We start from the raw sequence: 25,715 nt of genomic DNA on the forward strand, positions 1-25,715 counted from the left end.
GCCGGGGCGCCTACTCGGGTGTGGTGGGCTCCAGGGTGGTGCGGGCCCTGGGCAGGACGTTCCTGACGTAGTCCTCGACCGCGGTGTCCAGGCCGATGTCGTGCTGCGCCCGCTCGGACAGGTACCAGCGGTGCTCCAGCAGCTCGTGGTAGATCTCCGCCGGGTCCATGGCGCCCCGCAGCTCGCGGGGCACCTCCCGCACGGTGGGCCGGAACACCTCCCGCACCCAGCGGTGCGCGAGCACTTCGGGCCGGGCCGACAGGGGGTCGCCCGGGGCGTAGTCGTCCTGGGTGGCCATCCAGCTCTCCAGGTCGGTCAGCAGCCGCCGCGCCTGGTTCTCCTCGGTGTCCAGGCCGGTCAGCCGCAGCAGTTGCCGCTGGTGGTGGCCGGCGTCGACGACCTTGGGCACGAAGGTGACCGTGTCGCCGTTGGAGGAGTGCTCGATCTGCATCTCGGCGACGTCGAAACCCAGGTCGTTGAGGCGGCGGATGCGGCGCTCGATGTAGTGGTACTTGCCCGCCGGGTAGACGGAGGTGCGGGTCAGCTCCCGCCACAGCCCGTCGTAGCGGGCGCAGATCTCGGTGCCGAAGTCGATCGGGTCCACCGAGGGGTGCAGCGCGCCGGACGCCTCCAGGTCGAGCAGTTCGCCGCTGATGTTCACCCGGGCCAGGTCGAGGTCGTAGTCCCGCTGCCCGTCGCTGAGCCGGGGGTGCAGGTCGCCGGTCTCGGCGTCGACGAGGTAGGCGGCGTACGCGCCCGCGTCGCGCCGGAAGAGCGTGTTGGACAGCGAGCAGTCGCCCCAGGCGAAGCCGGCCAGGTGCAGCCGCACCAGGAGCACCGCGAGGGCGTCCATCAGCCGGTGCATGGTGGCGGGCCGCAGGGTGGTCTCGAACATCGAGCGGTACGGCATCGAGCCGCCCAGGTGCCGGGTGATCAGCACCGGTTCCAGCGGCGCCCCCGCGCGGTCCGTGCGGCCGGTGACCACGGCGAGCGGGTCGACGGCGGGGATGGCGAGCCGGTCCAGGTCGCGCAGCAGCTCGTACTCGCGCAGCGCCGGGCGCTCGGCCAGTTCCTTGACGGCGATCACCTCGTCGCCGGCCCGGGCGTAGCGCACGACGTGCCGGGAGATGCCGCGGGGGAGCGGCACGAGGTACTCCTCGGGCCACTCCTCCAGCGGCGTCTCCCAGGGCAGTTCGAGCAGGAGCGCGGGGTGCTCCGGGTTGGTGGCGCTGATCTGCAAAGCCATGGCGGAAACTCTAGAGCGCGTGTTCCCGTGCCCGGCGGGCGGCCAGTTCCACCGGGCCCCGGTGGACGGGCCCGTGGCCCGGGAGCAGCACGTCCGCTTCGAGTCCTTCGAGCGTCTCCAGCGAGGCCAGCGCCCGGGCGCGCTCGTGGTGGAACATGTCGGGCAGCAGCTGCGGGCCGGTGATCCGTGAGGTGGGGTGGCCGCTCACCAGGGCGTCGCCGGAGATGACCACGCCCGCGTCGGGCAGGTGGAACACCGCGTGGCCGCGGGTGTGGCCGGGGGTGTGCACGGGCACCGGCCGCCCCGGCAGGTCCAGCGGACCGGCCCCCGGGAACGGCTCGGGGGCGGCGACGGGCAGGTGCGCGGTGCCGCCGGCGCGCAGCGAGTGCACCGCCCACGGCAGCACGCCCGGCCGCCAGCCGTTGCGCAGTACCGTCCCGACGCTCACCTGGTGCAGGAACTCCCGGCGCGCGTGCGGGACCTCGTCCTCGTGCAACTGGACGGGGGTGCCGTAGGCGGCCCGCAGGTACTCGGCGGAACCCAGGTGGTCGTTGTGCGCGTGGGTGATCAGCACGGCCGCCACCGCCTCGGGCGAACTGCCCACGGCGGCCAGCGAGTCGAGCAGTCGCCGCCGGTCGCCGGGGTAACCGGTGTCGACGAGGGTGACCGCGTCGCCCTCGGCGAGGATCACCCAGTTGGTGTCGGAGCCGTGCACCAGATAGGTGCCGTCGGCCACTTGCCGCACGTCCGCCGTCATCGGTCTCCCCAGGTCATGGATGGCTGCCGCCGGGGACAGCAAACCAGACGTGATCACGACGGGGCGGCAGGGAACCGGCCGGAGGCGCTTGGGTGGGTGGTGACACAGCGGCTTCCTCCGCAGCGGCTCCCTCGGCCCTTTCGATACACCGATGCATCCGATACATTCGCGTATCGAAGGCGGGGTGGCAGTGGCATGACAGGGCAGCCGGGGCAGCCGCCGGGGACGCGGCGGCAGCCGGAGACCGGGCGGCAGCCGGAGACAGGGCGGCAGCCGGAGGCGGGGCCGGGCATCACGAGGCGCCGGGCGCGGACGCGGGCCAACCTGCTCCAGGCCGCGTTCCGGGTCTTCGCGGCCAAGGGCTTCGGCCGGGTGTCGATCGAGGAGGTCTGCGAGGCCGCCGGATACAGCCGGGGCGCCTTCTACTCCAACTTCACCACCCTGGACGAGCTCTTCTTCGCCCTCTACCGCGAGCGCGCCGACCTGATCGCCGGCCAGGTCTTCGGGGCGCTGGCCCCGGACGGCCCCGATCTCGACGTGGGTGCCGCCGTGGACCGGGTCACCGAGGTCCTCCTGCTCGACCTGGACTGGCTCCTGGTCAAGACGGACTTCCTGGTGCACGCGGCCCGCGACCCGGCCGTGGCCGCCACGCTGAGCGAGCACCGGGCGCGGCTGCGCGGGGCGATCGCCGGCCGGCTTGCCGGTGCGCACGCCCGCACCCCCCTGCCCGCCGTCCTCGGCGACGCGGACGGCGCCGCCCACGCGGTCGTCGCCGCGTACGACGGCGTCACCGTCCAGCTGCTGCTGGACAGGGACGTCGACGGCGCCCGCGCCTGGCTGCGGCAACTGCTCACCGCACTGCTCACCGACGGCAGCGGCACAGCCGCGCGAACGCACTGAGAGGGAAGGGACGCCATGAACTCCAGGAGTGCCGGGAACGTCACGGGTGCCGACGTCATCGTCGTCGGAGCGGGCCTCGCCGGCCTGGTCGCGGCGCACGAACTGACCAGCCGGGGCCGCAGGGTCGCCCTCGTCGACCAGGAGAACGCCGCCAACCTCGGCGGCCAGGCGTACTGGTCGTTCGGCGGGCTGTTCCTCGTCGACTCCCCGGAACAGCGGCGCCTGGGCGTCAAGGACTCCTTCGAGCTGGCCTGGAACGACTGGCAGGGCAGCGCGCGGTTCGACCGCCCGGACGACGAGGACACGTGGGCGATGCGCTGGGCCCGTGCCTACGTCGAGTTCGCTGCCGGGGAGAAGCGTTCCTGGCTGGCGGGGCACGGCATCAGCCTGCTGCCCACCGTCGGCTGGGCCGAGCGCGGCGACCTCAGGGCCGACGGCCACGGCAACTCCGTACCGCGCTTCCACATCGCCTGGGGCACCGGCACGGGTGTCGTCGAACCCTTCGTCCGGTACGCCCTCCAGGCGGCCCAGGACGGACTGCTCACCTTCCACCACCGCCACCGGGTGGACGAACTCGTCGTCGAGGGCGGCGCGGCACGCGGGGTGCGCGGCACCGTGCTCGCCCCGGACGACGCGCCCCGCGGCGTCCCCTCCAGCCGCGAGGAGCGCGGTGCCTTCGAACTCACCGCCCAGGCCGTGATCGTCACCAGCGGCGGCATCGGCGCCGACCACGAGATCGTCCGCCGCTACTGGCCCGAGCGGCTCGGCACCCCGCCGGCCCGCATGGTCACGGGCGTCCCCGCCTACGTCGACGGCCGGATGCTCGACATCAGCGCGGCGGCCGGCGTACGGCTGGTCAACCGCGACCGCATGTGGCACTACACCGAGGGGGTGCGCAACTGGAACCCCGTCTGGCCCGGCCACGGAATCCGCATCCTGCCCGGGCCTTCCTCGATCTGGCTCGACGCCCTCGGCCGCCGGCTGCCCGACCCCTGCCTGCCGGGCTACGACACACTGAGCACCCTGCGGCACCTGCGCACCACCGAGGACATCGCCGCCCACGACCACTCCTGGTTCGTGCTGACCCGCAGGATCGTCGAGAAGGAGTTCGCGCTGTCGGGCTCCGAGCAGAACCCCGACATCACCGCCAAGGACCGCAAGGCGGTGCTGCGCGACCGGCTGCTCGGCAAGGGGGCGCCGGGACCCGTGCGGGACTTCCTGCGGCACGGGGCGGACTTCGTCGTCGCCGGCACCCTCGAAGAGCTCGTCGAGAAGATGAACGGACTGACCGACCGGCCGCTGCTCGACGCCGCCGAGGTGCGCCGCCAAGTCACCGCCCGCGACCTGCAGATGGCCAACCCGTACAGCAAGGACGCCCAGGTGCAGGGCATCCGCAACGCCCGCCGCTACGTCGGCGACCGGCTCGGCAGGGTCGCCGCACCGCACCGCGTCCTCGACCCCGAGGCCGGACCGCTGATCGGCGTCAAGCTGCACATCCTGACCCGCAAGACCCTCGGCGGCATCCAGACCGACCTCGACTCCCGTGCGCTGGGTTCCGACGGGCAGCCCGTGGACGGCCTGTACGCGGCGGGCGAGGTCGCCGGCTTCGGCGGCGGCGGCGTCCACGGCTACAACGCGCTGGAGGGCACCTTCCTCGGCGGCTGCCTCTTCTCGGGCCGCGCGGCCGGCCGCGCGGCGGCCGCCCAGACAGCCTGAACGGACGCGGCGGCCCACCCCCCTTCCCCGGGCCGGCGGGCGGGCCGCGCAGTACTGCCGCGACGCGTCAGGAGGGTCCTAGTCTGGGGGCCCTTGATCACACGCCGCCCCAGCCCCCTTCCGAGGAGACACCGTGACGCCACCCGGCAAGCACCGCCCCGCCCCACGCGCCCTGACCGCCGCCGTTCCCGTCGCGGTCGCGGCGCTGCTGGCCGCCGGCGGACCCGCCGCCGCCGGCCCCGTGGGCACCCCCGGCACGTCCGCCCGCCCCGCGTCCGCCGGTTCCGCGGCGGCCGGTGCTCCCGGCGCGGGAGACCCCTACTTCCCGCTCGCCGGAAACGGCGGCTACCACGTCTCCCACTACGACCTGACGCTGCGTTACGACCCGGACAGCCGCCACCTCGACGGCACCGCCGTCCTCACCGCCCGGGCCACCCAGCGGCTCACCCGCTTCGACCTGGACCTCAAGGGCCTCGACGTCACCGGGGTCCTCGTCGACCACGTCAAGGCCGCCCACCGGCGCGACGGCCAGGAACTCGTCGTCACCCCGCGCGCCGCCCTGCGCGCGGGCCACCGCTTCCAGGTCACCGTCACCTACAGCGGCTCCCCCGAGCCGGTCACCGACCCCGACGGCTCCCCGGACGGCTGGATCCCCACCGACGACGGCGCCTTCGTCGCCGGGGAGCCGCAGGGCGCCATGACCTGGTTCCCGGCGAACAACCACCCCCTGGACAAGGCGTCGTACGACTTCACGATCACCGTCCCCCAGGGCCGCACCGCCGTCGCCAACGGCGTCTTCCTCGGCAGCCGCACCGCCCACGCCCGCACCACCTACCGCTGGCGCCAGACGGAGCCCATGGCCGCCTACCTGGCCACCGCCACCGTGGGCAGGTTCCGCGTCGAGCAGTACACCACCCGCGACGGCATCAAGGTCTACAACGCCGTCGACCCGCGCGAAGCGGCCGACGCGGCGCCCGTGCTGAAACAACTGCCGTCGGTCCTTGAGTGGGAGAGCCGGCTCTTCGGGCCCTACCCGTTCCGGGCCGCGGGATCCATCGTCGACCACGCGCCGGACGTCGGCTACGCGCTGGAGACCCAGACCCGCCCCGTCTACGACTCGGCACCCGACCTGAGCACCCTCGTCCACGAGAGCGCCCACCAGTGGTTCGGCGACTCCGTCTCCCTCACCCGCTGGCAGGACATCTGGCTCAACGAGGGCTTCGCCACCTACGCCGAGTGGCTCTACGCCGAGCAGCACGGCGGCCCGGGTGCCCAGCACGAGTTCGACGCGCTGTACGCCCGCCCGGCGAGCGACGGGCTGTGGGCCTTCCCGCCCGGCGACCCCGGCAGCGGCCGGAACATCTTCGCCGCCCCCGTCTACGCGCGCGGCGCCATGACCCTGCACGAGTTGCGCGGGGCGGTGGGCGACCCGGCCTTCTTCCGGATCCTGCGCGCCTGGGCCTCGGACCACCGCGACGGACACGGCACCACCGCCCAGTTCACCGCGCTCGCCGAACGGCTCTCCGGCAAGGACCTGGACACCCTGTTCCGCACCTGGCTGGACACCCCCGGCAAGCCGGCCACGCCCTGACCCCGGCCCTGACGAGTTCCTCACATGTGTCGGCCAGGATCGGCACATGATCACTCGTTGGTGCCGTGACCTCACCGGCCCGCAGACCGCTTAGGATCCGCCAGGTGTGCGCACATGTGCTGGTCGCCGAGGACGACGAGATGCAGGCCGAACTCATACGCCGCTCCCTGGTGGGGGAGGGGCACACCGCGACCGTGGTTCACGACGGCCGGGCCGCCCTGGAGGCGGCCCGGCTGGAGCGGCCCGACCTGGTCGTGCTGGACCTGATGCTCCCCCGGATCGACGGTTTCGGGGTGTGCCGGGCGCTGCGCCGCGACGGCGACGTCCCGGTGCTGATGCTGACCGCCCGCTCTACCGAGGACGACGTCCTGCTCGGCCTCGAACTCGGCGCGGACGACTACATGACCAAGCCGTACAGCCCGCGCGAACTGATGGCCCGCATCCGTACCGTGCTGCGCCGCAGCGGCCGGGCCGGCGAACGGCGTGAGGATCCTGTCCTGCGGGCCGCCGGGCTCGCCGTCGACCCGGTTCGGCACGAGGTGTGGTGCGAGGGGCGGCCGGTGGTGTGCACCCCGGCCGAGTTCGCGATCCTGCTCGCCATGACCGGCGAACCCGACCGGGTCTTCACGCGGCGGCAGTTGCTGGGCCGCACCCGCGGCCTGGACCGGTCCTCGACCGAACGGGCCGTCGACGTGCACATCATGAACCTGCGCAAGAAGCTGGAGGCCGATCCGCGCAGACCGGCCCGGCTGCTGACCGTCTTCGGCGTCGGCTACAAACTGAACGGCGCGGCGTGACGAAGCGGTCCGCGGCCGACGGCGGCATACCGCTGCGCAAGCGGCTGCTGGTGCGCCTGCTGATCGCCTCCGTCCTCATCGCCGGGTGCTCGGTCGCGGCGACGGCCTGGCTGGCCGTGCAGACCACCACCAGCGCGCTGCGGCAGGAACAGGGCCAGGACCTCGCCGACGACGTGGCCATCCTCGCCCGGCTCAGCGGCTACGCGGCCGGCCACCCCGACTGGAAGGGCGTCGGGCCCACGGTCCGTGAACTGGCCCGGCGAACCGGCCGCAGGATCGCGCTGACCACCTCCGACCACGCCCCGGTCGCCGACTCCGCACCGCACGGCAGCCCGCTGCCGCCGAGCCCCGCCGCCACCGTCGACCCCCTCCACACCGACACCTACACCCAGCGCGGCGCCCAGCTCAGCGGCGTCGACCCGCGGGCGGTCGGCCCCTATCTGCTGCCGGCCGGCGAACGCGCGCGCATCGACGGGCTCGCCGTGAAACGGCAGAGCTGCTTCGCGGCCAACGGCATCCGCACCACGATCCGGCACACCCCGGGCGGACGCCCCTACCTCGTCGGCACCGACGGCGCTCAGGGCACCGCCTACGTGCCCGACCAGTGCGCCGACGGCGCCCTCAACACCCCCACGCCCACCGAGCAGCGAGGCCTGAACGACCTCCGGCGCCTGGCCCGCGGCTGCATCACCCGCGCCGGTCTGGACCCGGACCTCGGCATGTTCCTGACCTTCGACCCCGGGCACGCGGGACCCGGCAGCCGCTACCTCGTCGCCAAGGTCGCCGAAGGGGCCGACGACGGGCAGATGCAGAAGGCGCAGCAGTGCGCCGACGACGCCTACCGCGCCCAGCTCGACCCCTACGTCGCCCCCACCGCGCAGCTCTTCCTGGGCGGCGGCGACCGGACGGCGCCCCGATTCGTCATGTCACCCGCCAACAAGGCCAAGGTCGTCGGAGCCGCCGCTCTGGTGCTCGCCGTCACCGTCGCCGTCACCGCCGTGGTCGCGAGCAGGCTCGTACGGCCCCTGCGTGCCCTGACCGAGGCCGCCCGGCAGCCGCCGGACCAGCACGTACGGGTCCCCGTCACCACCCGCGACGAGACCGGTCTGCTCGCCCGCACGTTCAACGAGCTGACCGAACGCCGCGAGCGTCTCGAAGCCCAGCGCAAGGCCATGGTCAGCGACATCGCCCACGAACTGCGCAGCCCGCTCACCAACATCCGCGGCTGGCTCGAGGTGGCCCGGGACGGCCTCGTCGAACCCGACCCGGCCCTGCTGGCCTCCCTGCACGACGAGGCCCTGGTCCTCCAGCGCATCATCGACGACCTCCAGGACCTCGCCGCCGCCGACGCCGGCACCCTGCGCCTGCACCGGGAACCGCTCGACGCCGGTGACCTGCTCGACCAGGTGACCGCCGCCCACCGGGTCGCCGCCCGGACCGCGGGTGTCGCCCTGCGCACCGAGGGCGCGGGCGAACCCTGCCTGGACGCCGACCCCGTGCGCATGCGGCAGGTGCTCGGCAACCTCGTCTCCAACGCGCTGCGTCACACGCCCGCGGGCGGCACCGTCACCCTGGCCGCTCGCGCCGACGGCGACGACGCGGTCCTCTCCGTCACCGACACCGGCACCGGCATCGCCCCCGAGGACCTGCCGCACGTCTTCGACCGGTTCTGGCGGGCCGAGAAGTCGCGCAGCCGCCGCACCGGCGGCAGCGGGCTCGGCCTCGCCATAGTCCGTCAGCTGGTCGACGCCCACGGCGGGACCACCACGGCGGCGAGCGAGCCCGGCACCGGGAGCGTCTTCACGCTCCGCCTGCCCGCGACTTCCGGCGACGCACCCGGCGGCACGCCGGTCGATTCCGGCGGCTGATCGCGGGTACCCCGGCCTCCTGAGGTGGGCCAGGAGGGCCGACCGAGGTGGAAACAGGAAGGGGCTCACCGAGGTGAGGCAGGAGGCAGGCCACGAGTTGAGCGCACCCATGAGGCAGGAGGCAGACCACGAGTTGAGCGCACCCAACGACCTGCCGGTGGTGCGGTCATTGTCCGGCCTGGCAGCCCTGGTCGAGCGGCACAGCGGCCTGTACGTCCGCTGGTCGCGGGGCCCGGCCACCGATCTGGGCGCCACCTCCAGCACCGACGAGCTGACCGGCGTCCGCATGCCCGGCCTGTCGGCCAACCCGCTCGACGTGGAGGACTGGTGGCAGGGCCGGTCCGTCGAACTGTGGGTGGCGCGCCGGCTCCACGACTACGCCCACCTGCCCCACGACAAGGGCCCCGGCGTCCGCCCCTGGGCCCTGGAGGGCCGGGAGACGGGCCGCGGCCCGGACAACGAGCCGCTGGTCGTCGACGTGCGCCCGCTGTGCTGGATCGACGGCCAGGTCATCGACGCCGCCCGGGTCGAGGTGTCCCGGCAGGCGGCGAGGTGGGGGACGCTGCGCCGCTCGGGCCGCTGACACCGGTCCGGGGCCGCTGCCCGGGCCGGTGGCGTGCCTACCCGTGCCGCCGGCGGGCCGCGGTCCGCCGCCGCAGCGCGCGCCGTTCGTTCTCGCTCGTCCCGCCCCACACCCCGAGGGTCTGCTCCGTCTCCAGTGCCCACTCCAGGCACTGCTCCCGGACGGGGCAGCGGTGGCACACCGCCTTCGCCTGCTCCGTCTGCACCAGCGCCGGACCCGTGGTGCCGATCGGGAAGAACAGATCGGGGTCCTCGTGGCGGCACGCGGCGTGCTCGCGCCAGTTCTCCATGAAAAGTCACCTGCGATCGAAGAATTGTCCGTGTCTCGGCAAGTAGTGCTCGCCGTCGGGTCACCCGGCGCCGCGGCGTGAAACAGCGCTCCCGCGCCCTCGGCGGACCTTCGCACAATCCCCACACACCCAAGCCCCCCCCGGGGCCGGGCCGCCGGAACCGTCCGCTGTCCGGAACGCGTGTGCGAACGACACCGCCTGGGCTGCGATAGTGAACCCCGGACCGAAAGATGTAACGAGCAACCAGGAAAGCCGTGGACACCAGCGAGAGCACCGACAGCAGCAGCCCGTCACAGACCGGCGACGGACCCGACCCGGCCGGGGAGGACCGCCGGGGCTGGCGCCGCTGGGCCATGGACACCCGCCCGCTGCGCCGCCCCGCCTTCCGCAGGCTGTGGTCCTCCACCATCGTCACGGCGGTCGGCAGCCAGCTCACGGCCGTCGCCGTGCCCAAGCAGATCTACGACATCACCGGCTCCTCGGCGTGGGTCGGCTACGCGAGCCTCGCCGGTCTGGTGCCGATGGTCGTCTTCGCGCTGTGGGGCGGCGCCGTCGCCGACACCGTGGACCGCCGCAAGCTGCTCCTGGTGACCAACTGCGGTATCGCCGTCACCTCCCTGCTGTTCTGGGTGCAGGCCCTGACCGGGCTGGACTCGGTGGCGGTGCTCATGGTGCTGCTCGCCTGCCAGCAGGCGTTCTTCGGGCTGAACTCCCCGGCCCGCAACGCCTCCATCGCCCGCCTGGTCCCCGAGGAGGAACTGCCCGCCGCCAACGCCCTGGGCTCCACGGTCATGCAGACCGGACTGGTGGCGGGACCGCTGCTGGCCGGCGCGCTGATACCGGTCATCGGGCTGCCCGAGCTGTACCTCGTCGACGCCGTGGCCCTGTGCGTCACGGTGTGGGCCGTGTGGCGCCTGCCTTCCCTGCCGCCGCTGACGGGCACGGACCGACGGCGGGCCGGGGTGCGCGAGATCGCCGCCGGCTTCCACTACATCTCCGGGCACAAGGTGCTGCTGCTGTCCTTCCTCGCGGACATCATCGCCATGGTCTTCGGGATGCCCCGAGCCCTGTTCCCGCAGCTCGCCGCCGAGACCTTCGCGCCCTACGGCGAAGGGCTCGCGCTCGGTCTGCTGTTCGCGGCCGTCCCCGTCGGCGCGGTGGCCGGCGGCCTGTTCTCCGGAACCTTCTCCCGGGCACGCCGGCACGGCTGGATGGTGATCGGCGCGGTCACGGCCTGGGGCGCGGCCGTCGCCGGGGCCGGCCTGAGCCGCAACCTGTGGATCGCGGTGGCGTTCCTGGCCGCCGCCGGAGTCGCCGACATGGTCTCCATGGTCTTCCGCGGCGCGATCCTGCTGTCCGCCGCCACCGACGAGATGCGCGGCCGGATGCAGGGGGTGTTCACGGTCGTCGTGGCGGGCGGTCCGCGCCTGGCCGACGTGCTGCACGGCACGGCCGGCTCGGCCTTCGGGCCGCGCGCCGCCGTCGTCGGCGGCGGGCTGCTGGTCGTCGCCCTGATGCTGGTACTGGCGGCTGCCGTGCCGGCGCTGCGCCGCTACCGGATCTGATGACGGCGCGCACGCCGGGCGGGGGCCCCGGGCCGGAGCGGGGGCTCTGCCCGGCGTGCTACATGCCCCGCCGGGGGATCGTGTACTGCTCCAGCAGCCTGCCCCGGGTCGTCTCCAGCCGGTGGGCGAGGATCTCCGCGACGGTCCGCACCAGGGACAGGCCCAGCAGCGGGTCCTCCACGGACAGCGCCAGCACGGCCGAGCCGTCGAACTCGTAGGCGCGCACCTGGCTGAAGGCCTCGGCGCCGAAGTCCCATTCGTAGGGCGGGAAGAGCCAGGACCAGCCGAGCAGGTCGCCCGCGCCCAGACTCGCCACGGTGACCTTGCGGGTGGGCGTGACCTGCTGGTCGAGGTGGACGGCCCCGGTACGGATCACCCAGAAGCGGTCGGCGGTGCCGCCCGCCTCGAAGATCCGGGTGTCCTCCGGGAAGGAGACCTCCCGCGCGACTTCCATGAGGCGTTCGCGCTGCTTGCGGGGGAGGGCGGTGAGCAGTTTTATCGCTTTGGTCATGACCCGGTACTCCTCACCGGCGTTCGGTTCCGCGCATCTGCCTACGCCCATTTCAGCGGCCGGGGGGCTGTGGGGCACTTCGACGGGTGACGAGCTGACCTGGGGCATGAAAGAGCCCTGGCTGGACGGGGGAGGCCAGCCAGGGCCGTATGCGCGGGCGTGCGGGGGACCGCTGTGGGGTCGACCCCGTCGCCGCGTATGAATGAACCGTAAACCATTTTCGGTCGTTCTCCTCGGTCGAGAAGGGGGTGAGTGACCGGTTTCACTCGTTTTTGCCCCGCAGGGGGACCGTGTGCGGCACCCGCCAGAAGGGGCGGGTGGATGTGCGGCAGCGGCGCGTCCGGGCCCGCCGCACCGGCAGTACCCTTCCGCGTACCCGTTTCCCGGCACTGCGATGGCTCTCCCGTCACCTTCGCCGGCGGATGTTTGGCCGCGCCCGCGAGGGCTAGCCGGATTCAGGAGGCCGACGCGGTCCCGGTCCGTCGCAGTCCGCCCCGTCCGCAGAACCCGACCACCACCCAGGGAGCGAGGAGATGTGCGAGAAGCACAGGACCACCCCGGTCGTGGAGCCGCCGTCCGTCGAGGGCCGGCCCGGACCGTGCAGGCCGGCCGACGCGCGGCGGGCCGTGGCGCACGTGATCACCGAATGCTGCCGAGCCGGTCATCCGCCGTGTGACGCGCACGCCGTCACCGACGCCCAGCTCGTCGCCTCCGAACTCACCACCAACGCCATCCTGCACGGCGGCGGGGTGACCGACTTCCACGTGGACGTCCTCGGACCCGACGTCCGGGTCTGCGTGAGCGACCGCAGTGACCGGCTCCCGGTGGCCCGGCCCCCGGAGGACCCGCAGGGGCGGCGCCGCAGCGGCGGCCGTGGCTGGCCGATCGTGTGCCGGCTGGCCCGTGACGTCCAGGTCTGCGATCTGCCCGCGGGCGGGAAATGCATCAGCGCCGTGGTGCCCCTGACCTGAGGTGATCCCCCCGAAACCCTGAGGAGCGTTGCCCGCTGCAAAGAAGTCCGTGAAGCGGAGTTTGTTCCTCCCACCCCCGGGCAGACGGAATTTCGTGCTTCGGACCGGAGGCGCGCCGGCGGGAGCGGCATGAGTGCTCCGGAGGCCCTCCAGGTCGCCCGGGCCATGCCCCGCCTCCCGCGGTACATACCTGAAACCACCGTTCAGGAGCGATTCCGCATGCTGATCGACATATCGACAAGCCGTTCCGGCACCCCCGACGACCAGACCGCTCCTCCCCGGCGGCAGCACGACGACGCACCCGAGACCGAGGCCCTGTTCCGGCGCCTCGCGGCTCTGCCCGAGGGGCCCGAACGGGACTCGGTCCGCGATGAACTCGTCACCGCCTGGCTCCCCATGGCCCATCGCATCGCGGGCCGCTTCCGCGACCGCGGCGAGTCGATCGAGGACCTGCGGCAGGTGGCGGCGCTGGGGCTGGTCAAGGCGATCGACCGGTTCGACCCGGACCGGGGGGCCTTCGAGAGCTACGCCGTGCCGACGATCACCGGCGAGGTGAAGCGGCACTTCCGGGACCGGATGTGGGCGCTGCGCGTCCCCCGCCGGGTCCAGGAACTGCGCAACAAGGTGCGTGTGGCGCGCCGTGAACTCACCCAGAACCCCGGCAGCCCCGAGCCCTCGATCGCGGCCGTCGCCGCCCACACCGGGCTGACGGAGGAGGAGGTCGGCACCGGGATGGAGGCGCTGGACAGCTTCAGCACCCTGTCCCTGGACGCCGAGATGTCCTCCGGGGCCGACGGTTACAGTCTCGCCGACACGCTGGGCGCGGCCGACACCTCGTACGACGTCGTCGTCGACCGCGAGTCGGCCAAGGCAGGACTGCGCCGGCTTCCCGAACGCGAACGCGCCATCCTCTACATGCGCTTCTTCGAGGACATGACCCAGAGCCGCATCGCCGACCGGCTCGGCATCTCGCAGATGCACGTCTCGCGGCTCATCAGCCGCAGCTGCGCCCGCGTGCGCGACGAGGTCCTCGCGGAGCGGTCCGGCCGGCGCCCCGGCGGCTCGCGCCCCGACGCGCTCTGACCGGCACGGGCAGGGCGGTGCCCGGTCCCCGCAGGTGCGCAGTGCGGTACCGGAACGCGCCGGTAGCGCACTGCGCACAGCCGTGTCACGCGCCTGCCGCGCCGGGCCCGACAGGCACGGACGTCTGAGCGTCCTCGCTCGGGGAACCCGGGGCAGATGAACGATGACGAGCTTCCGCCCGACGACCGGGCCGTGGAGGTGTACCTCGACCTGCTGCGGATCCGGATGCCCGAGGACGACTACGAGCTTCTGCTCACGGTCGTCGACCCGGTGCTGCGCGCCATCCACGAACAGGGGGACCAAGGGGTGCCGACCACGGACTTCCCGCTGGACGGACCGCAGAGCCAGGGCCTGCCGCAACAGGTGCGCGACGAGGCGGCCCTGGTCATCGCCACCGCGGTCACGGGGCGGCTGGACAACGAGCTGGTCGTCCTGGACATCGAGGAGACCGGCCCGGTCCGGGTGGTCACGGACGCCGCGACCGCCGCGGACCCGGCCCGCCTGACGGAGATCGCCGACTACATCCGCGACCGGCACCGCGAGACCGAGGAACTGCGCGGCATCGCCGCCGCCAGCGACCTGCCCACGGACTTCTGAGGCACCCTCCGCACAGCAGGCCCCCGCCCCACCGCTCTCCGGCTCACCGCTTGGGCGCAGGCACCCGGACGCCCAGCGGCCGGGCCAGGCCGACCACGCCCTCGTCCAGGCGCTGCAGATGCCGCAGCACCCGGTCGGTGATCCGGCCGTAGCGGGGGGTGCCGGGGGTCGCGCCCGTCTCCAGGAGGGACGCGATGCTCGGGCCCGTCTCGATCTCCGGCGCCTTCTGCTCGTCCGCCACGTGCGCGGTGAGCGCCGCGATGTTGTGCGTGATCCGGCGGCACGCCTGGCGCAACCGCGGGTCCGCCGCTATCGACGGATGGGTGGGCAGCAGTTCGGCGGTCGCGGCCAGCGACCGCGCGTGGTATGCGCAGGTCTCCAGCAGCGCCAGCAGGTACTGGGCGGTGTTGCGCCGCGCCCGCAGCGGTGTGATCGGGTGCGTCAGCGGCTGGACGGCGCCGCGCAGATCGCTCAGCGCCTGGTCCAGCTCGCGCGCCTGGTCGAGGAGATCGGCCTGCCGGCCGCCGCTCAGCTGATCCACGGCGGTGCCGGTGACGTCGTAGAGCCGCTCCAGGACGGTGACGAGCAGTTCGTCCGTACGGCGGTCGGTGCGCACCGGCAGCACCACCGCGGCCGCGATGATCCCGCACGCCGCCCCCAGCGCCGTCTCCTCGATGCGCAGCAGCAGCACCGACAGGCTGTAGGTGTGCAGCAGCGTGTACAGCAGACCCAGCGCGGCCGTGACGAAGAACGACATCAGCGTGTACGACAGCGGCGCCGTGTAGAACATCGCGAAGACGAACAGCAGCACCAGGGCCAGCGCCGGCCACGTGTGCGGCCCGACGAGCCCGGCCAGCACGATACCGGCCACCACACCGAGGACGGTGCCCAGCAGTCTGCGGTAGCCCTTGACCAGGATCTCGCCCGTGGACGAGGTGTTGATGAAGACGATCCAGCAGGTCAGCACCGCCCAGTACCAGCGCTGGCTGGAGAGGAACTCGCCGCCGACGATGGCCAGCGACGAGCCCAGCGCCACCTGCACCGCGGCCCGTGTGGTGGGCCGCCGCAACCCGGTGGCGGGCTCCTCCAGCGCCTTCTCGCCCGCCTCGGCGCCCTCGATGGCGGCGTCCTCGGCGTCCAGCTCCTCGCGCGAGCGGGTGGTGGCCGGTGTGTCGTCGGACTCGTCCTGCGGCCCGCCCAGCGCGGTCCGCAGGCCCAGCACCGCGCGGGCGGCCTCGCCGATGCCGCGGAAGACGTCCTGCACGGCGGCCGAGGCGGCCGGCAGGTTCTCCTCCTCGCGGTAGCCGAGGAGCCGGTTGCGCACGTGCGTCATGGCCGTGCCGCCGCCCTCGCCGACGGGCCGCAGTACCAGCATGCGCAGCGCCGCCAGATCGCGGCGCAGCGTCTCGGTGGCCTCCTCGCGCACCGGCAGCCTGCCGCCCGAGGGGACGGGCGCGCCGGGCAGGTGGAGGGTGAGCGTGTCGGTGCGTTCGCTGCTGCGGGCGTTCAGCAGGAGCAGCCCCAGCCGCTCGGCGGAGATCTCGGCACCCGCGATGCGCCGCTGCACCAGCCGGGCCATGGACTCGTCGGAGGTGCCCTGCTCCAGGCGGCCCTGGATCATCAGGGCCGTCTCGTGCAGCCGGGCGGTGCCCTCGCGCACCGCTTCCAGGGCCTTGTCGGCGTCCTCGGGACCGGCGTCCAGCAGCTCCAGCTGGGCGGCCACCAATTGGGCGAGCCGTACCCTGAAGGCCTCGCGCAGGCGCAGCAGGATGCCCGCCGGAGTCTCGTAGACGATCAGGAACCGCACCAGCGCGCTGGACGCGAACGCGATCGCGACGACGGTGTACAGGGACAGCAGGGTCCCCGCGGTGGCGCCGACGAACAGCGACATGAAGTAGACCTGGAAGCCGATCAGGCCCAGCGCGTTGCCGCGGTCGCCGAAGCGGCGGCTGTAGACGGCGGAGAAGATCAGTACGACGAAGAAGACGTCCCCGCCCACCACGCGCGTGTTGAGGAGCGCCCCCAGCGACACGGACGCCAGGGCCACGGGGAGCCCGAGCGCGAGCGTCACCGCCTGTTGCGAGCGCTGCTTCTCCCGGATGGCGAACGTGGCCGCCATCGAGGCGATCGCGCCGGCCACCAGGTGGGGGACGGGAACGCGCAGGGCGCCCAGCACCGCCAGGGTCAGCGCTATCGAACCGGCCGTCCTGGACCCCGCGGCCAGCCGCAGGAGCCCGGGATCGGACGCCGTGACGCGATCCCGCAGCCGTGCCCAGACCGACCCCTCCGCTGCACTCACGCCGCCGTACTCTCTCCCGATCCCCGTGGACCTTCGTGATGATCCGTTTCTCCAGCATCGCACGCCACGGCCGGACCGCCTCTCGCGGCCCGGCCGGGGGCGGGCGGCGCGCCGCCCGCGCGGCGTCACCGCACGCGGGGCCGCGGCACCGCGTCCGGAGCCGGGTCGGTCGTCACCGCACCCGGGGCCGGGACGCGGCGCCAGCGGCCCCGGGCCGGGTCACAGCGCCCGGGTCCGGTTCTTCTCGACGTACTCCTGCACCTGCTGTGCCGTCATGTACGCGTCGGTGTACTCGAAGTCCTTCAGCTTGGCCGGCTTGCGGGCCTGGAAACCGGTGCGGACGAAATCGTCGCCCGCGATGGCGTTGAGCAGCCAGTTCGTTCCGACCCGCACCTTGGCGACGTTGGTGCGCAGCGCCCCGAGGTGGTAGCCGCGGGCCACCGCCTGGGCGGGCAGGCCGTGCAGTTCGACGCCCAGCGGCTTGGCGACCGCGTCCGCGCCGCCCAGGTCCACGACGAGACCGAGGTCCTTGTGCTCGTAGCGCCGCAGGGGCTGGTTGCGCAGTGCCGCGACGACGTTCTCCGCGACGCGCCTGCCCTGCCGCATCGCGTGCTGGGCGGTCGGCGGGCAGACCGCGCCGTCGCCCTTGGCGAGGTCCGGGACGGCCGCGGAGTCGCCGAGCGCGAACACCCCGTCGTAACCGGGCAGGCACATCTCGGCGGTGACCGCGAGCCGCCCCTTGACCGTGTCCGCGCCGAGGGTGGCGATGAGCGGGCTCGCCACCACGCCCGCCGTCCAGATCAGGGTGTGGGTGGGCACCACGCGCCCGTCGGTGAAGGTGACCTCCTCCGGGCCCGCCTTGGCGATGGAGACGCCCAGCGAGATCTCGATGCCCCGCCGGCGCAGGTCCTCCTGGGCGCTGCGGCCCAGCTTGTCGCCCAGCTCCGGCATCAGCTTGGGCGCGATGTCGATCAGGTGCCACTTGATCAGCGCCGGGTCGAGACGCGGGTAGCGCTTGACGGCGGCGTGCGTCAGGCGCTGCAGGCAGGCGGCGGTCTCGGTGCCGGCGTAGCCGCCGCCGACGACCACGAACTGGAGCCGGGCGGCCCTCTCGACCGGATCGTCGCTGGCGTCCGCCAGGTCCAGCTGGGTGATGACGTGGTCACGGACGTACGCGGCCTCGGCGAGCGTCTTCATGCCGAAGGCGTGGTCGGTGAGACCGGGGATGTCGAACGTACGGGTGATGCTGCCGGGGGCCAGCACGATGTAGTCGTACGACTCGTCGACGATCCGGTCGGTGATGGTCCGGATGACGCAGACCTTGGCCTTCAGGTCCACGCCGATGGCACCGCCCGGGATGATCCGGGTGCGGTACTTCTTGCTGCGGCGCAGGGAGACGGCGATCGACTGCGGCGTCAGCACGCCGGAGGCGACCTGGGGCAGCAGCGGCAGGTACAGCTGGTAGGCGGACGGCGTCACCAGGGTGACGTCGGCCTCGTTGGGCGACAGGGTGCGTTCCAGACGGCGGACGCACTCCACGCCGGCGAAACCTGCTCCGACCACCAGGATCCTGGGTCGTGTCACGGTGTTCATCCCTTCTGCGGCTCCAGCGGTGTGCCTCGACGTCATGCGCCTGCCCCTGGGTCGCTGCTTCGCACCTCATCACTCCCGCCGAACCGCCCGGTCCTCCCGCCGGCCGGGCACGGCGATCGCACACTCGTGTCGATCACCACCATGCCCGCCCCCGCCCGTCGGCGCACCAGAAACGACCGCACCGGCCGTACCGGGCACCACGGCGCGACCGGCCGCCCCGGCCTCAGTCCGGCCGGCCGGCGGAGTCGTCGAGGGCCGCCCCGGCGGGTTCGTCGACCCGCGCCAGCGCCTCCTCGGCGGTCTCCGACACCGGCACCGTGAGGCTGACACCGGTCAGGTCGAGGATCCGCCGCACGGCCGGGGTGGGCGCGATGATGTGCACGCTGCCCGGGCGTTCGCGGACCTCCTGGTACACCCGGAGGATGATGTTCATGCCGGAGGAGTCCATGAACGGCACTCCCGCGAGATCCAGCAGGAAGTGCCGCCGGCCGTGGTGGAGCTGGTTGGCCAGGTGAGCCTGAAGTTCGGTCGCGGTGTCGACGTCCAGGTAGCCCTCGACCGCGAGCAGGGCTACGTCCTCCCGGACGAGGGTGACCTCGACGGACAGCGGGTTCTGGGCAAGTGACACGACTACCTCCAACGAATGCGGACTGCGCCCCCGCGTCTACCCCGCAACCGGCCGGCCATACGCGCCCGGACGCGCACCCCACTCGTCGAATGCGGCCCACCGCGCAGGGTAAGGGGTGCTGTGGAGGCACCGAGAGAGGAAGGGGCAGCGTGACCATCGAGGGAATCTGGTCGTATCCGCCGGAGGCCGGCCGCAGCGAGGACCTGGACCTGACCGGCTTCACCGTCGTCGCCCACGACGGCACCATCGGCCACGTGGACCGCGAGGCGGAACGCTCCGGGATGCGGCATCTGGTCGTGGACACCGGCGTCTGGGTGTTCGGCCGCAGCGTGCTCGTCCCCGCGGGCACCGTCCGCCGGGTCGTTGCGGCCGAGCGGCGGGTGGAGGTCGCCTGTTCCCGGGCGGAGATCAAGGCGGCGCCGCGGTTCCGCACGGACAGCGAGACGCTGGACCGGGACTACCTGACGCGGGTGGGGGAGTACTACCACCGGCTGGGAGCGGAGGGGAGGAGCCCCGCCTGACGGGCCCGCCTGACGCGGCCCGGCCCCGGGCTCACCAGGGCAGGAAGACGTGCACGTCCTTGCCGTGGTCGGTGACGACGACGCTGACCTGGTCGCTGAGCGTGTGGATCAGGTGCCAGCCGATGCCGCCGCCGCCCCGGCTGGGATGGAAGGGGCGCGGCGCCGGTGCCGTGGTGCTGGTGTCGCTCAGCGTCACGTGCACCCCGTCGAAGGTCCGGCGCAGGCGCAGCACGAACGGCCCCGGCGCGTACTGCACGGCATTCGCCGCCAGCTCGGTGACCACCAGCAGGATGTCGTCCCAGTGCTCGGGGGCCGCGGGCAGCGCGCACCGCGCGAGGTCGTCCAGGAACTCCTCCGCGGCCAGCCGCGCACCCGTCACATGGTGCAGCTCGCCCGCGAAGCGAGCGGTGCGGCTCGGTATGCCCTCGGTGGCCAGTGTGTCTTCCCCATGCGGCTCGGTTGCCATCTCGCCTTCCCTGCCCGGCGTGCGCAGGGCGTCGTCTGCGGCCCTTTCGTTCGTCCCCTGTCTAGTTCCCGAGGGCGGGGAGGCTACGCGTCGCCGTCCCGTGGCGCCGGTCTCAGCAATGACGCGCCTTCGGTGCGGCCGGGCCGGGCCGCACCGAAGGCCGAGAGCGGGAAGCGGCCCGTTCGCGGGACCGGGGCCGGCGGCCACGGAATCCGGGGCGGCCCACACAGGAGTCGGAAGGCAGGAGTGGGGACTCGGAGGACATGAGTCACGTCAATCCAGATCCCGATCCGGAACGGACGTCCGGCCTCGAACCCGGCGGCGGAGTGCCGCCCGGCGAGACCCCGCCCGCCGAGAGCAGCATGCCCCAGGCCGGCCCCCGCGAGCCCGAGGCCACCTCCAGGGGGTGGGCGAAGGCCCCCCTCGTCCTCATCCTGCTCCTGGTCCTGCTGGTCGCCGCCGGCTTCCTGGCGTACGCCCTGGCCCTGATCTTCTGAGCTCACTCCTGGGTGAGGCGCACGCACTCGGTGACGACGTCCCGCAGGCTGCCGGTCCGTTCCATCAGCTCACGCTGCGCGCGGGCGCCGTTGCCCCGGGCGAGCAGCGTGTCCAGGCCCTCGCGCGCCCACTCGAGGTCACCGGCGTCGGCCAGGGCGCCGGAGACCTGGTCGAGCAGGTCCCGCAGCACCGACTCCGCGGGCAGCCGCCGCATGGTCCGCGGGTGCAGCAGTTCCCCGCCCGGTCCCGTCCGGGCCGCCTGCCAGGCGGCCAGCCGCAGCAGGCTCACACTGTGGTCCGCGGCCTCCCCGCCCGCCCGCCACTCCCGGGCGGCGGTCTCCACCAGGGCGCGGGCCAGTGTGGCCACGAGACGGGCCGTGCCGGCGCGCAGGCACACGTCCGAGACCCGGATCTCCACCGTCGGGTACCGCTCCGAGAGCCGTGCGTCGAAGTACGCCATCTTCTCGTCGAGGATCACCCCGGTGGCGACCATGTCCGCGACCAGCCGGTGGTAGCGCTCCGCAGAGCCGAACAGCTCGGTCGGCCCGGCCGAGGGCCAGCGGTCCCAGACCCGGCTGCGGTAGCTGTCGTAGCGGGTGTCCTTGCCCTGCCAGAAGGGCGAGTTGCCGCTGATCGCGAGCAGCACGGGCAGCCACGGCCGGATGCGGTCCACGACCGCCACGCCCTCCTCGTCCGAGTCGACGGCCACGTGCACGTGCATGCCGCAGACCAGCTGCTCCCGGGTCGCGATGCCGTACTGCTCGGCCAGCCACCGGTAGCGGCGGTTCATGCTGATGGTCGGGCTCACCGGCAGCGGCGAGGTGGCCAGCGCGGCCACCGCGCAGCCGATCTCCCCGGCGTGCCGGGCCGCCTCCTTGCGGCAGCGCGCGATCTCCGCGCCGAGTTCGGCCATGTCCGTCTGCGGATGCGTGGCGAACTCCAGCATCTGGCCGAACAGCTCTTTCTCGAACACGTCCTGGCCCGCGTCGGCCGCCTCCGCGCGGGCGAGCACCGCGGCCGACAGTGCCTTCGGCTCGCCGCTGTCCGGGTCGACCAGGAGGAGTTCCTCCTCCACTCCGACGGTCCGCACCTCTTGCCGCCCTTCCCTCCCGTGACACCGGCCGGGCGCCGGGTCGCATGACCCGACTGCCCCGGGGCGGCCGCCGGACACCCGGTGCGGTGCGCGGAATCCGGCGGCCGGCCGGTAACCGTACGCCCTCAGGCGGGGTACGGGGTCAGCCAGCAGGTGGCCAGGGGCGGCAGAGTGAGACGGATGTGCCCGTCCTCCGGCTTGACCGGGTCCTCATTGGTGACGTCGCCGCCTCCGTAGCGTGCGGCGTCCGTGTTCAGGATCTCGCACCAGGCGGTGGCGTCGGCGGGCACGTCCAGGCGGTACCCCTCGCGGACCACGGGGGAGAAGTTCGACACCGCCAGCAGCGGGGCGCCCGCCGCGTCGTGGCGCAGGAACGCGAAGACGTTGTCGTCGGCGGCGTCCACCGCGACCCAGCGAAAACCCTCGGGCCGCGTGTCGCGCTGCCACAGGGCCGGAGTGTCCCGGTACAGCGTGTTGAGGTCCCGCACCAGGTCCCGCACCCCGCGGTGGTCGCCCGCCGCGCAGTTGCCCTCCTCCAGCAGCCACCACTCGGGCCCGTGCTCCTCGGAGAACTCACCGCCCTGCGCGAACTCCTGCCCCATGAACAGCAGTTGCTTGCCGGGATGGGCCCACATGAAGCCCAGGTACGCCCGGTGGTTCGCCCGTCGCTGCCACCAGTCGCCGGGCATCTTCGACACCAGGGCCTGCTTGCCGTGCACCACCTCGTCGTGGGAGATCGGCAGCACGTAGTTCTCGCTGTAGGCGTACACCATCGAGAACGTCATCTCGTGGTGGTGGTACTTGCGGTGCACCGGCTCCTTGCTCATGTACTGCAGCGAGTCGTGCATCCAGCCCATGTTCCACTTCAGGCCGAACCCCAGCCCCCCGCGGTCGGTCGGCGCGGTCACGCCGCCCCATGCGGTGGACTCCTCGGCGATCGTCACCACGCCCGGCGCCCGCCGGTAGACGGTGGCGTTCATCTCCTGGAGGAACGCCATGGCGTCCAGGTCCTCCCGGCCGCCGTACTGGTTGGGCGTCCACTGCCCGGAGTCGCGCGAGTAGTCCAGGTAGAGCATGGAGGCCACGGCGTCCACGCGCAGCCCGTCGATGTGGAACTCCTCGCACCAGTAGACGGCGTTCGCGACCAGGAAGTTGCGCACCTCGGTACGGGCGAAGTCGAACTCGTACGTCCCCCAGTCGGGGTGCTCGGCGCGCTGCGCGTTCCCGGGCTCGTACAGCGGGTCGCCGTCGAAGCGGGCCAGCGCCCAGTCGTCCTTCGGGAAGTGCGCCGGCACCCAGTCCATGATCACGCCGATCCCGGCCCGGTGGCAGGCGTCCACGAAGTACCGGAAGTCGTCCGGGGAGCCCAGCCGCGAGGTCGGGGCGTAGTACGAGGTCACCTGGTAGCCCCAGGAGCCGCCGAAGGGGTGCTCGGCGACCGGCATCAGCTCCACGTGCGTGAAACCCAGGTCCTTGACGTACGCGGGCAGTTCCTCGGCCAGCTCGCGGTACGTCCGCCCTTTGCGCCACGACGGCAGGTGCACCTCGTACACCGACAGCGGCGCCTCGTGCACGGGTGTGTCCCCGCGGTGTGCCATCCACTCGGCGTCGCCCCACTCGTGGTGCGCGGCCGTCACGATGGAGGCCGTGTCCGGCGGCACCTCGGTGCGGCGGGCCATCGGGTCGGCCTTCAGGAACCGGCCGCCGTACTGCGAGGTGATCTCGAACTTGTACCGCGCGCCCTCGCCGACGCCCGGCAGGAACAGCTCCCACACACCCGCCGCACCCAGCGAGCGCATCGGGAACGCGGTGCCGTCCCAGTACGTGAAGTCACCGGCGATCCGCACGCCGCGGGCGTTGGGCGCCCACACCGTGAACCGGGTGCCGTCGACCCCCTGGTGGGTCATCGGCTCGGCCCCCAGCGCCTTCCACAACTGCTCGTGCCGGCCCTCCCTGATCAGGTGCAGGTCCAGTTCGCCGAGCGCGGGCAGGAAGCGGTAGGGGTCGTGGACCTCGTACTCCTCCTGCTCGTAGCCGACCACGAGGGTGTACTCGGGGATCGCGTCGAGGGGGAGCAGGGCCGAGAACAGGCCGTCGCCCTCGGAGACGAGCGGGGTGCGCCCGCCGCCGGTCACCACGCTCACCGCGCGGGCGAACGGGCGCAGCGCCCGGAAGGCGACCCCGCCCGGCACCGGGTGCGCGCCGAGCAGCGCGTGCGGGTCGTGGTGGGCGCCGGACAGCAGGCGGCCCCGGTCGGCGGGGTCCAGGGGCGGAGCCGTCAGGGCCCGTTCCGCCACGGGCGGGACGGAGCCGGACGGCTCGGGAAGTGACGTGTCGCGCAGTGCCACGGGTTCAGCCTCCTCTCACGGCGAGACGTTCGATCGCCGCCATCGGTACGGCGAGCCAGTCGGGGCGGTGCCGGGCCTCGTACAGCACTTCGTACACGGCACGGTCCGTCTCGTAGGCCCGCAGCAGGGCGTGTTTCTTACGGGGGTCCCAGCCGGCCCGGGACGCGTAGCCGGCGCAGAACGCCTCCCGGCAGCGGCGCGCCCACTCCGGGCGCCAGGGGCGGCGCTGGCGGGCGGCGTAGTCGAAGGAGCGCAGCATGCCCGCCACGTCCCGCACCGGGGACTCGGGGGTGCGGCGCTCGGCGAGCGGACGGGACGGCTCGCCCTCGAAGTCGATGACGAACCACTCGCGTCCGGCCCGCAGCACCTGGCCCAGGTGCAGGTCGCCGTGGACGCGCTGGGCGGGCGGTCCGGCGTCGCAGCTGGCCAGCGCGGCGAACGCGGTGCGCAGCCGGGTGGCGTACGGCCTGAGCCCGGGCACCGCCTGTGCGGCCGCCTCCAGCCGCTCGGTCATCGCCACCGCCGTGCGGGCGACCTCCCGGTGCCCGGCGGTCGGGAAGGCGTCGGCCAGCGCCAGGTGCACCTCGGCCGTCGCCTGCCCCAACTGGTGCGCCTGGGTGGTGAAGTCGTCGCCGGTGGCCAGGGCCCGCAGGGCCAGGGTCCAGCCGTCCGCGGCGTCCGGCAGGAACGGCTGGAGCACACCGAGGGTGGCCTCCTCCGGCCGGGTGGTGCGCAGCCAGGCCACCGGGGCGGGGACCCGGCTGCACCCCTGGCGGGCCAGCGCCCAGGGCACCTCCAGGTCCGGGTTGACGCCGGGCTGGATACGGCGGAAGACCTTCAGGATGAGCTCGTCGCCGTACACGATGGAGGTGTTGGACTGCTCGGCGTCCAGCAGCCGGGGCACCAGACCGCCCGGGATCAGCGCGGACGGGTCAGCCTCGAAGCGCAGCGGTCCCGCGCCGCCGGGGTGGCGCAGCCGTTCCAGCAGCAGTTGCGCCGACCGCGGGTCGCACAGGGCGTCGTAGACCGCGTACCCCGCCAGCGGTCCCTCCGCCGGCCGGCCGATGAAGGCGCGGTGCAGCCGCGGGGACAGCTCCTGGTGTACGCCGAGCAGCAGCTGGTAGCAGTCGGCCGGCGGCGGCGCGAAGATGCCGGCCGGGGCGGGGACGCCGCCGTGGCCGGTGGCGAGCCCCGCGTGTTCGGCGTGGACCAGCAGGTGCAGACAGCCCGGGAAAAGCTCCGTCATCGACAGCAGCCTGAGGTCGGTGACGGGCCGGTCCTTGCCGGCGAACCAGCGCTGCCGCGGCAGCCAGGCGCGCAGCAGCGACCCGAGCGAGGCCATGGGGTCGGCGACGCCCGGGCTGCTCGGCTGGAGGGATGCGGTCTTCGTCATGGTCACGCCTCCTTTCGTCTCGGCCGCACGGTCAGACTCGTCGGCCGATCCGGGATGCGGCTCTGGTGAGCCGGAACCAGTAGAAGCCGTGGCCCGCGAGCGTCAGCAGGTAGGGGAGCTCCCCGATGGCGGGGAACCGGACGCCGCCGATCAGCTCGACCGGGTGCCGTCCGTCGAAGGCGCGCAGGTCGAGTTCGGTGGGCTGGGCGAAGCGGGAGAAGTTGTGCACGCAGAGCACCAGGTCGTCCTTGTACTCGCGCAGGAAGGCGAGGACGGCGGGGTTGGACGACTGGAGTTCGGTGTAGGTGCCGAGGCCGAAGGCGGGGTTCTGCTTGCGGATCTCGATCATGCGGCGGGTCCAGTGCAGCAGCGACGAGGGGGAGGACATGGAGGCCTCGACGT

The 25,715-nt window shown here is 73.2% G+C and carries 24 protein-coding genes; 12 read left to right on the forward strand and 12 right to left on the reverse strand.

Annotated elements, in window-relative coordinates; all coding sequences use genetic code 11:
* Positions 1–10: 10 nt before the first annotated feature.
* The gene (locus tag ACFC02_RS24310) at positions 11–1,246 is read right to left on the reverse strand and encodes a DUF4032 domain-containing protein (RefSeq protein ID WP_376361019.1); all 1,236 of its coding nucleotides are present in this window, start codon (positions 1,244–1,246) and stop codon (positions 11–13) included.
* 10 nt (positions 1,247–1,256) lie between these two features.
* Positions 1,257–2,003 carry an MBL fold metallo-hydrolase gene (locus ACFC02_RS24315; protein WP_376361022.1) on the reverse strand — a complete coding sequence of 249 codons (747 nt, stop codon included), beginning with the start codon at positions 2,001–2,003 and terminating at the stop codon, positions 1,257–1,259.
* A 291-nt stretch (positions 2,004–2,294) separates the two neighbouring features.
* Between ACFC02_RS24315 and ACFC02_RS24320 the strand changes: the two genes are divergently transcribed.
* The 6 genes from ACFC02_RS24320 (at position 2,295) to ACFC02_RS24345 (ending at position 9,458) form a co-directional block, all read left to right on the forward strand.
* On the forward strand, positions 2,295–2,903 hold the full coding sequence (locus ACFC02_RS24320) for a TetR/AcrR family transcriptional regulator (RefSeq protein ID WP_376361081.1): 609 nt from the start codon (positions 2,295–2,297) through the stop codon (positions 2,901–2,903).
* A gap of 15 nt (positions 2,904–2,918) precedes the next feature.
* Entirely contained in the window at positions 2,919–4,619 is a 1,701-nt protein-coding gene (locus ACFC02_RS24325) for an FAD-binding dehydrogenase (protein WP_376361025.1), read from the forward strand.
* 172 nt (positions 4,620–4,791) lie between these two features.
* The gene (locus ACFC02_RS24330) at positions 4,792–6,210 is read left to right on the forward strand and encodes a M1 family metallopeptidase (protein WP_376361084.1); all 1,419 of its coding nucleotides are present in this window, start codon (positions 4,792–4,794) and stop codon (positions 6,208–6,210) included.
* 104 nt (positions 6,211–6,314) lie between these two features.
* Entirely contained in the window at positions 6,315–7,007 is a 693-nt protein-coding gene (locus ACFC02_RS24335) for a response regulator transcription factor (RefSeq protein ID WP_376361028.1), read from the forward strand.
* Complete coding sequence (locus ACFC02_RS24340) at positions 7,004–8,875, forward strand: sensor histidine kinase (protein ID WP_376361031.1); 1,872 nt, start codon at positions 7,004–7,006, stop codon at positions 8,873–8,875. The genes ACFC02_RS24335 and ACFC02_RS24340 overlap by 4 nt, the downstream gene beginning before the upstream one ends.
* Positions 8,876–8,984: 109 nt before the next feature.
* Positions 8,985–9,458, forward strand: a complete 474-nt coding sequence (locus tag ACFC02_RS24345) for a DUF6098 family protein (protein WP_376361033.1) — start codon at positions 8,985–8,987, stop codon at positions 9,456–9,458.
* A gap of 37 nt (positions 9,459–9,495) precedes the next feature.
* Here ACFC02_RS24345 and ACFC02_RS24350 read toward each other — a convergent pair whose 3' ends face one another.
* The gene (locus tag ACFC02_RS24350) at positions 9,496–9,747 is read right to left on the reverse strand and encodes a WhiB family transcriptional regulator (protein ID WP_376361036.1); all 252 of its coding nucleotides are present in this window, start codon (positions 9,745–9,747) and stop codon (positions 9,496–9,498) included.
* Positions 9,748–10,001: 254 nt separating this feature from the next.
* Here ACFC02_RS24350 and ACFC02_RS24355 point away from each other — a divergent pair, with 254 nt between their 5' ends.
* Complete coding sequence (locus ACFC02_RS24355) at positions 10,002–11,312, forward strand: MFS transporter (protein WP_376361038.1); 1,311 nt, start codon at positions 10,002–10,004, stop codon at positions 11,310–11,312.
* Between the two features lie 58 nt (positions 11,313–11,370).
* On the opposite strand, the gene ACFC02_RS24360 is transcribed toward ACFC02_RS24355, so the two are convergent.
* Entirely contained in the window at positions 11,371–11,823 is a 453-nt protein-coding gene (locus ACFC02_RS24360) for a cyclic nucleotide-binding domain-containing protein (RefSeq protein ID WP_360977704.1), read from the reverse strand.
* 533 nt (positions 11,824–12,356) lie between these two features.
* On the opposite strand from ACFC02_RS24360, the gene ACFC02_RS24365 reads away from it, so the two are divergent.
* The 3 genes from ACFC02_RS24365 to ACFC02_RS24375 all read left to right on the forward strand — a co-directional run bounded on the left by ACFC02_RS24365 (position 12,357) and on the right by ACFC02_RS24375 (position 14,474).
* Positions 12,357–12,794, forward strand: a complete 438-nt coding sequence (locus ACFC02_RS24365; protein ID WP_376361042.1) for an ATP-binding protein — start codon at positions 12,357–12,359, stop codon at positions 12,792–12,794.
* A gap of 219 nt (positions 12,795–13,013) precedes the next feature.
* Positions 13,014–13,877: a SigB/SigF/SigG family RNA polymerase sigma factor gene (locus tag ACFC02_RS24370; RefSeq protein WP_376361045.1), complete on the forward strand. Its 864-nt coding sequence runs from the start codon at positions 13,014–13,016 to the stop codon at positions 13,875–13,877.
* Positions 13,878–14,033: 156 nt separating this feature from the next.
* The gene (locus tag ACFC02_RS24375) at positions 14,034–14,474 is read left to right on the forward strand and encodes a hypothetical protein (RefSeq protein WP_360977696.1); all 441 of its coding nucleotides are present in this window, start codon (positions 14,034–14,036) and stop codon (positions 14,472–14,474) included.
* 43 nt (positions 14,475–14,517) lie between these two features.
* On the opposite strand, the gene ACFC02_RS24380 is transcribed toward ACFC02_RS24375, so the two are convergent.
* From ACFC02_RS24380 to ACFC02_RS24390, 3 genes are all read right to left on the reverse strand, one after another.
* The gene (locus ACFC02_RS24380; RefSeq protein WP_376361087.1) at positions 14,518–16,740 is read right to left on the reverse strand and encodes an FUSC family protein; all 2,223 of its coding nucleotides are present in this window, start codon (positions 16,738–16,740) and stop codon (positions 14,518–14,520) included.
* Between the two features lie 252 nt (positions 16,741–16,992).
* Positions 16,993–18,366, reverse strand: a complete 1,374-nt coding sequence (locus tag ACFC02_RS24385) for an NAD(P)/FAD-dependent oxidoreductase (protein ID WP_376361048.1) — start codon at positions 18,364–18,366, stop codon at positions 16,993–16,995.
* Between the two features lie 223 nt (positions 18,367–18,589).
* On the reverse strand, positions 18,590–18,994 hold the full coding sequence (locus ACFC02_RS24390; RefSeq protein WP_376361051.1) for an STAS domain-containing protein: 405 nt from the start codon (positions 18,992–18,994) through the stop codon (positions 18,590–18,592).
* 149 nt (positions 18,995–19,143) lie between these two features.
* On the opposite strand from ACFC02_RS24390, the gene ACFC02_RS24395 reads away from it, so the two are divergent.
* Positions 19,144–19,515, forward strand: coding sequence for a PRC-barrel domain containing protein (locus ACFC02_RS24395; protein ID WP_376361054.1), 372 nt, complete (start codon positions 19,144–19,146; stop codon positions 19,513–19,515).
* Positions 19,516–19,546: 31 nt separating this feature from the next.
* On the opposite strand, the gene ACFC02_RS24400 is transcribed toward ACFC02_RS24395, so the two are convergent.
* Complete coding sequence (locus tag ACFC02_RS24400; RefSeq protein ID WP_376361057.1) at positions 19,547–19,981, reverse strand: ATP-binding protein; 435 nt, start codon at positions 19,979–19,981, stop codon at positions 19,547–19,549.
* A gap of 263 nt (positions 19,982–20,244) precedes the next feature.
* Here ACFC02_RS24400 and ACFC02_RS24405 point away from each other — a divergent pair, with 263 nt between their 5' ends.
* A complete protein-coding gene (locus ACFC02_RS24405) occupies positions 20,245–20,478 on the forward strand; it encodes a DUF6480 family protein (protein ID WP_376361060.1) in 234 nt (77 codons plus the stop codon).
* A gap of 2 nt (positions 20,479–20,480) precedes the next feature.
* Here the strand turns inward: ACFC02_RS24405 and ACFC02_RS24410 are convergent, their stop codons facing one another.
* The 4 genes from ACFC02_RS24410 to ACFC02_RS24425 all read right to left on the reverse strand — a co-directional run.
* Positions 20,481–21,569, reverse strand: coding sequence for a glutamate--cysteine ligase (locus tag ACFC02_RS24410; protein WP_376361063.1), 1,089 nt, complete (start codon positions 21,567–21,569; stop codon positions 20,481–20,483).
* A gap of 128 nt (positions 21,570–21,697) precedes the next feature.
* Entirely contained in the window at positions 21,698–23,920 is a 2,223-nt protein-coding gene (glgB, locus tag ACFC02_RS24415) for a 1,4-alpha-glucan branching enzyme (protein WP_376361066.1), read from the reverse strand.
* 4 nt (positions 23,921–23,924) lie between these two features.
* Positions 23,925–25,313 (reverse strand): maltokinase, encoded by a 1,389-nt coding sequence (locus ACFC02_RS24420; RefSeq protein ID WP_376361069.1) that lies wholly within the window; start codon positions 25,311–25,313, stop codon positions 23,925–23,927.
* 31 nt (positions 25,314–25,344) lie between these two features.
* Positions 25,345–25,715 (reverse strand): alpha-glucosidase C-terminal domain-containing protein (locus tag ACFC02_RS24425; protein WP_376361072.1); only part of this gene is annotated, 371 nt, incomplete at its 5' end.

It is taken from the genome of Streptomyces sp. NPDC056160 (assembly GCF_042268205.1).
In the GTDB taxonomy this organism is placed as follows: Bacteria; Actinomycetota; Actinomycetes; order Streptomycetales; family Streptomycetaceae; genus Streptomyces.

Excerpts from the sequence above, each read along its gene's own strand:
- ACFC02_RS24360 (WP_360977704.1), bottom strand. The coding sequence starts at position 11,823 with ATGACCAAAGCGATAAAACTGCTCACCGCCCTCCCCCGCAAGCAGCGC.
- ACFC02_RS24405 (WP_376361060.1), top strand. The coding sequence starts at position 20,245 with ATGAGTCACGTCAATCCAGATCCCGATCCGGAACGGACGTCCGGCCTC.
- ACFC02_RS24375 (WP_360977696.1), top strand. The coding sequence starts at position 14,034 with ATGAACGATGACGAGCTTCCGCCCGACGACCGGGCCGTGGAGGTGTAC.
- ACFC02_RS24385 (WP_376361048.1), bottom strand. The coding sequence starts at position 18,366 with ATGAACACCGTGACACGACCCAGGATCCTGGTGGTCGGAGCAGGTTTC.
- ACFC02_RS24345 (WP_376361033.1), top strand. The coding sequence starts at position 8,985 with ATGAGGCAGGAGGCAGACCACGAGTTGAGCGCACCCAACGACCTGCCG.
- ACFC02_RS24350 (WP_376361036.1), bottom strand. The coding sequence starts at position 9,747 with ATGGAGAACTGGCGCGAGCACGCCGCGTGCCGCCACGAGGACCCCGAT.
- ACFC02_RS24325 (WP_376361025.1), top strand. The coding sequence starts at position 2,919 with ATGAACTCCAGGAGTGCCGGGAACGTCACGGGTGCCGACGTCATCGTC.
- ACFC02_RS24310 (WP_376361019.1), bottom strand. The coding sequence starts at position 1,246 with ATGGCTTTGCAGATCAGCGCCACCAACCCGGAGCACCCCGCGCTCCTG.
- ACFC02_RS24365 (WP_376361042.1), top strand. The coding sequence starts at position 12,357 with ATGTGCGAGAAGCACAGGACCACCCCGGTCGTGGAGCCGCCGTCCGTC.
- ACFC02_RS24370 (WP_376361045.1), top strand. The coding sequence starts at position 13,014 with ATGCTGATCGACATATCGACAAGCCGTTCCGGCACCCCCGACGACCAG.
- ACFC02_RS24420 (WP_376361069.1), bottom strand. The coding sequence starts at position 25,313 with ATGACGAAGACCGCATCCCTCCAGCCGAGCAGCCCGGGCGTCGCCGAC.
- ACFC02_RS24315 (WP_376361022.1), bottom strand. The coding sequence starts at position 2,003 with ATGACGGCGGACGTGCGGCAAGTGGCCGACGGCACCTATCTGGTGCAC.
- ACFC02_RS24400 (WP_376361057.1), bottom strand. The coding sequence starts at position 19,981 with ATGGCAACCGAGCCGCATGGGGAAGACACACTGGCCACCGAGGGCATA.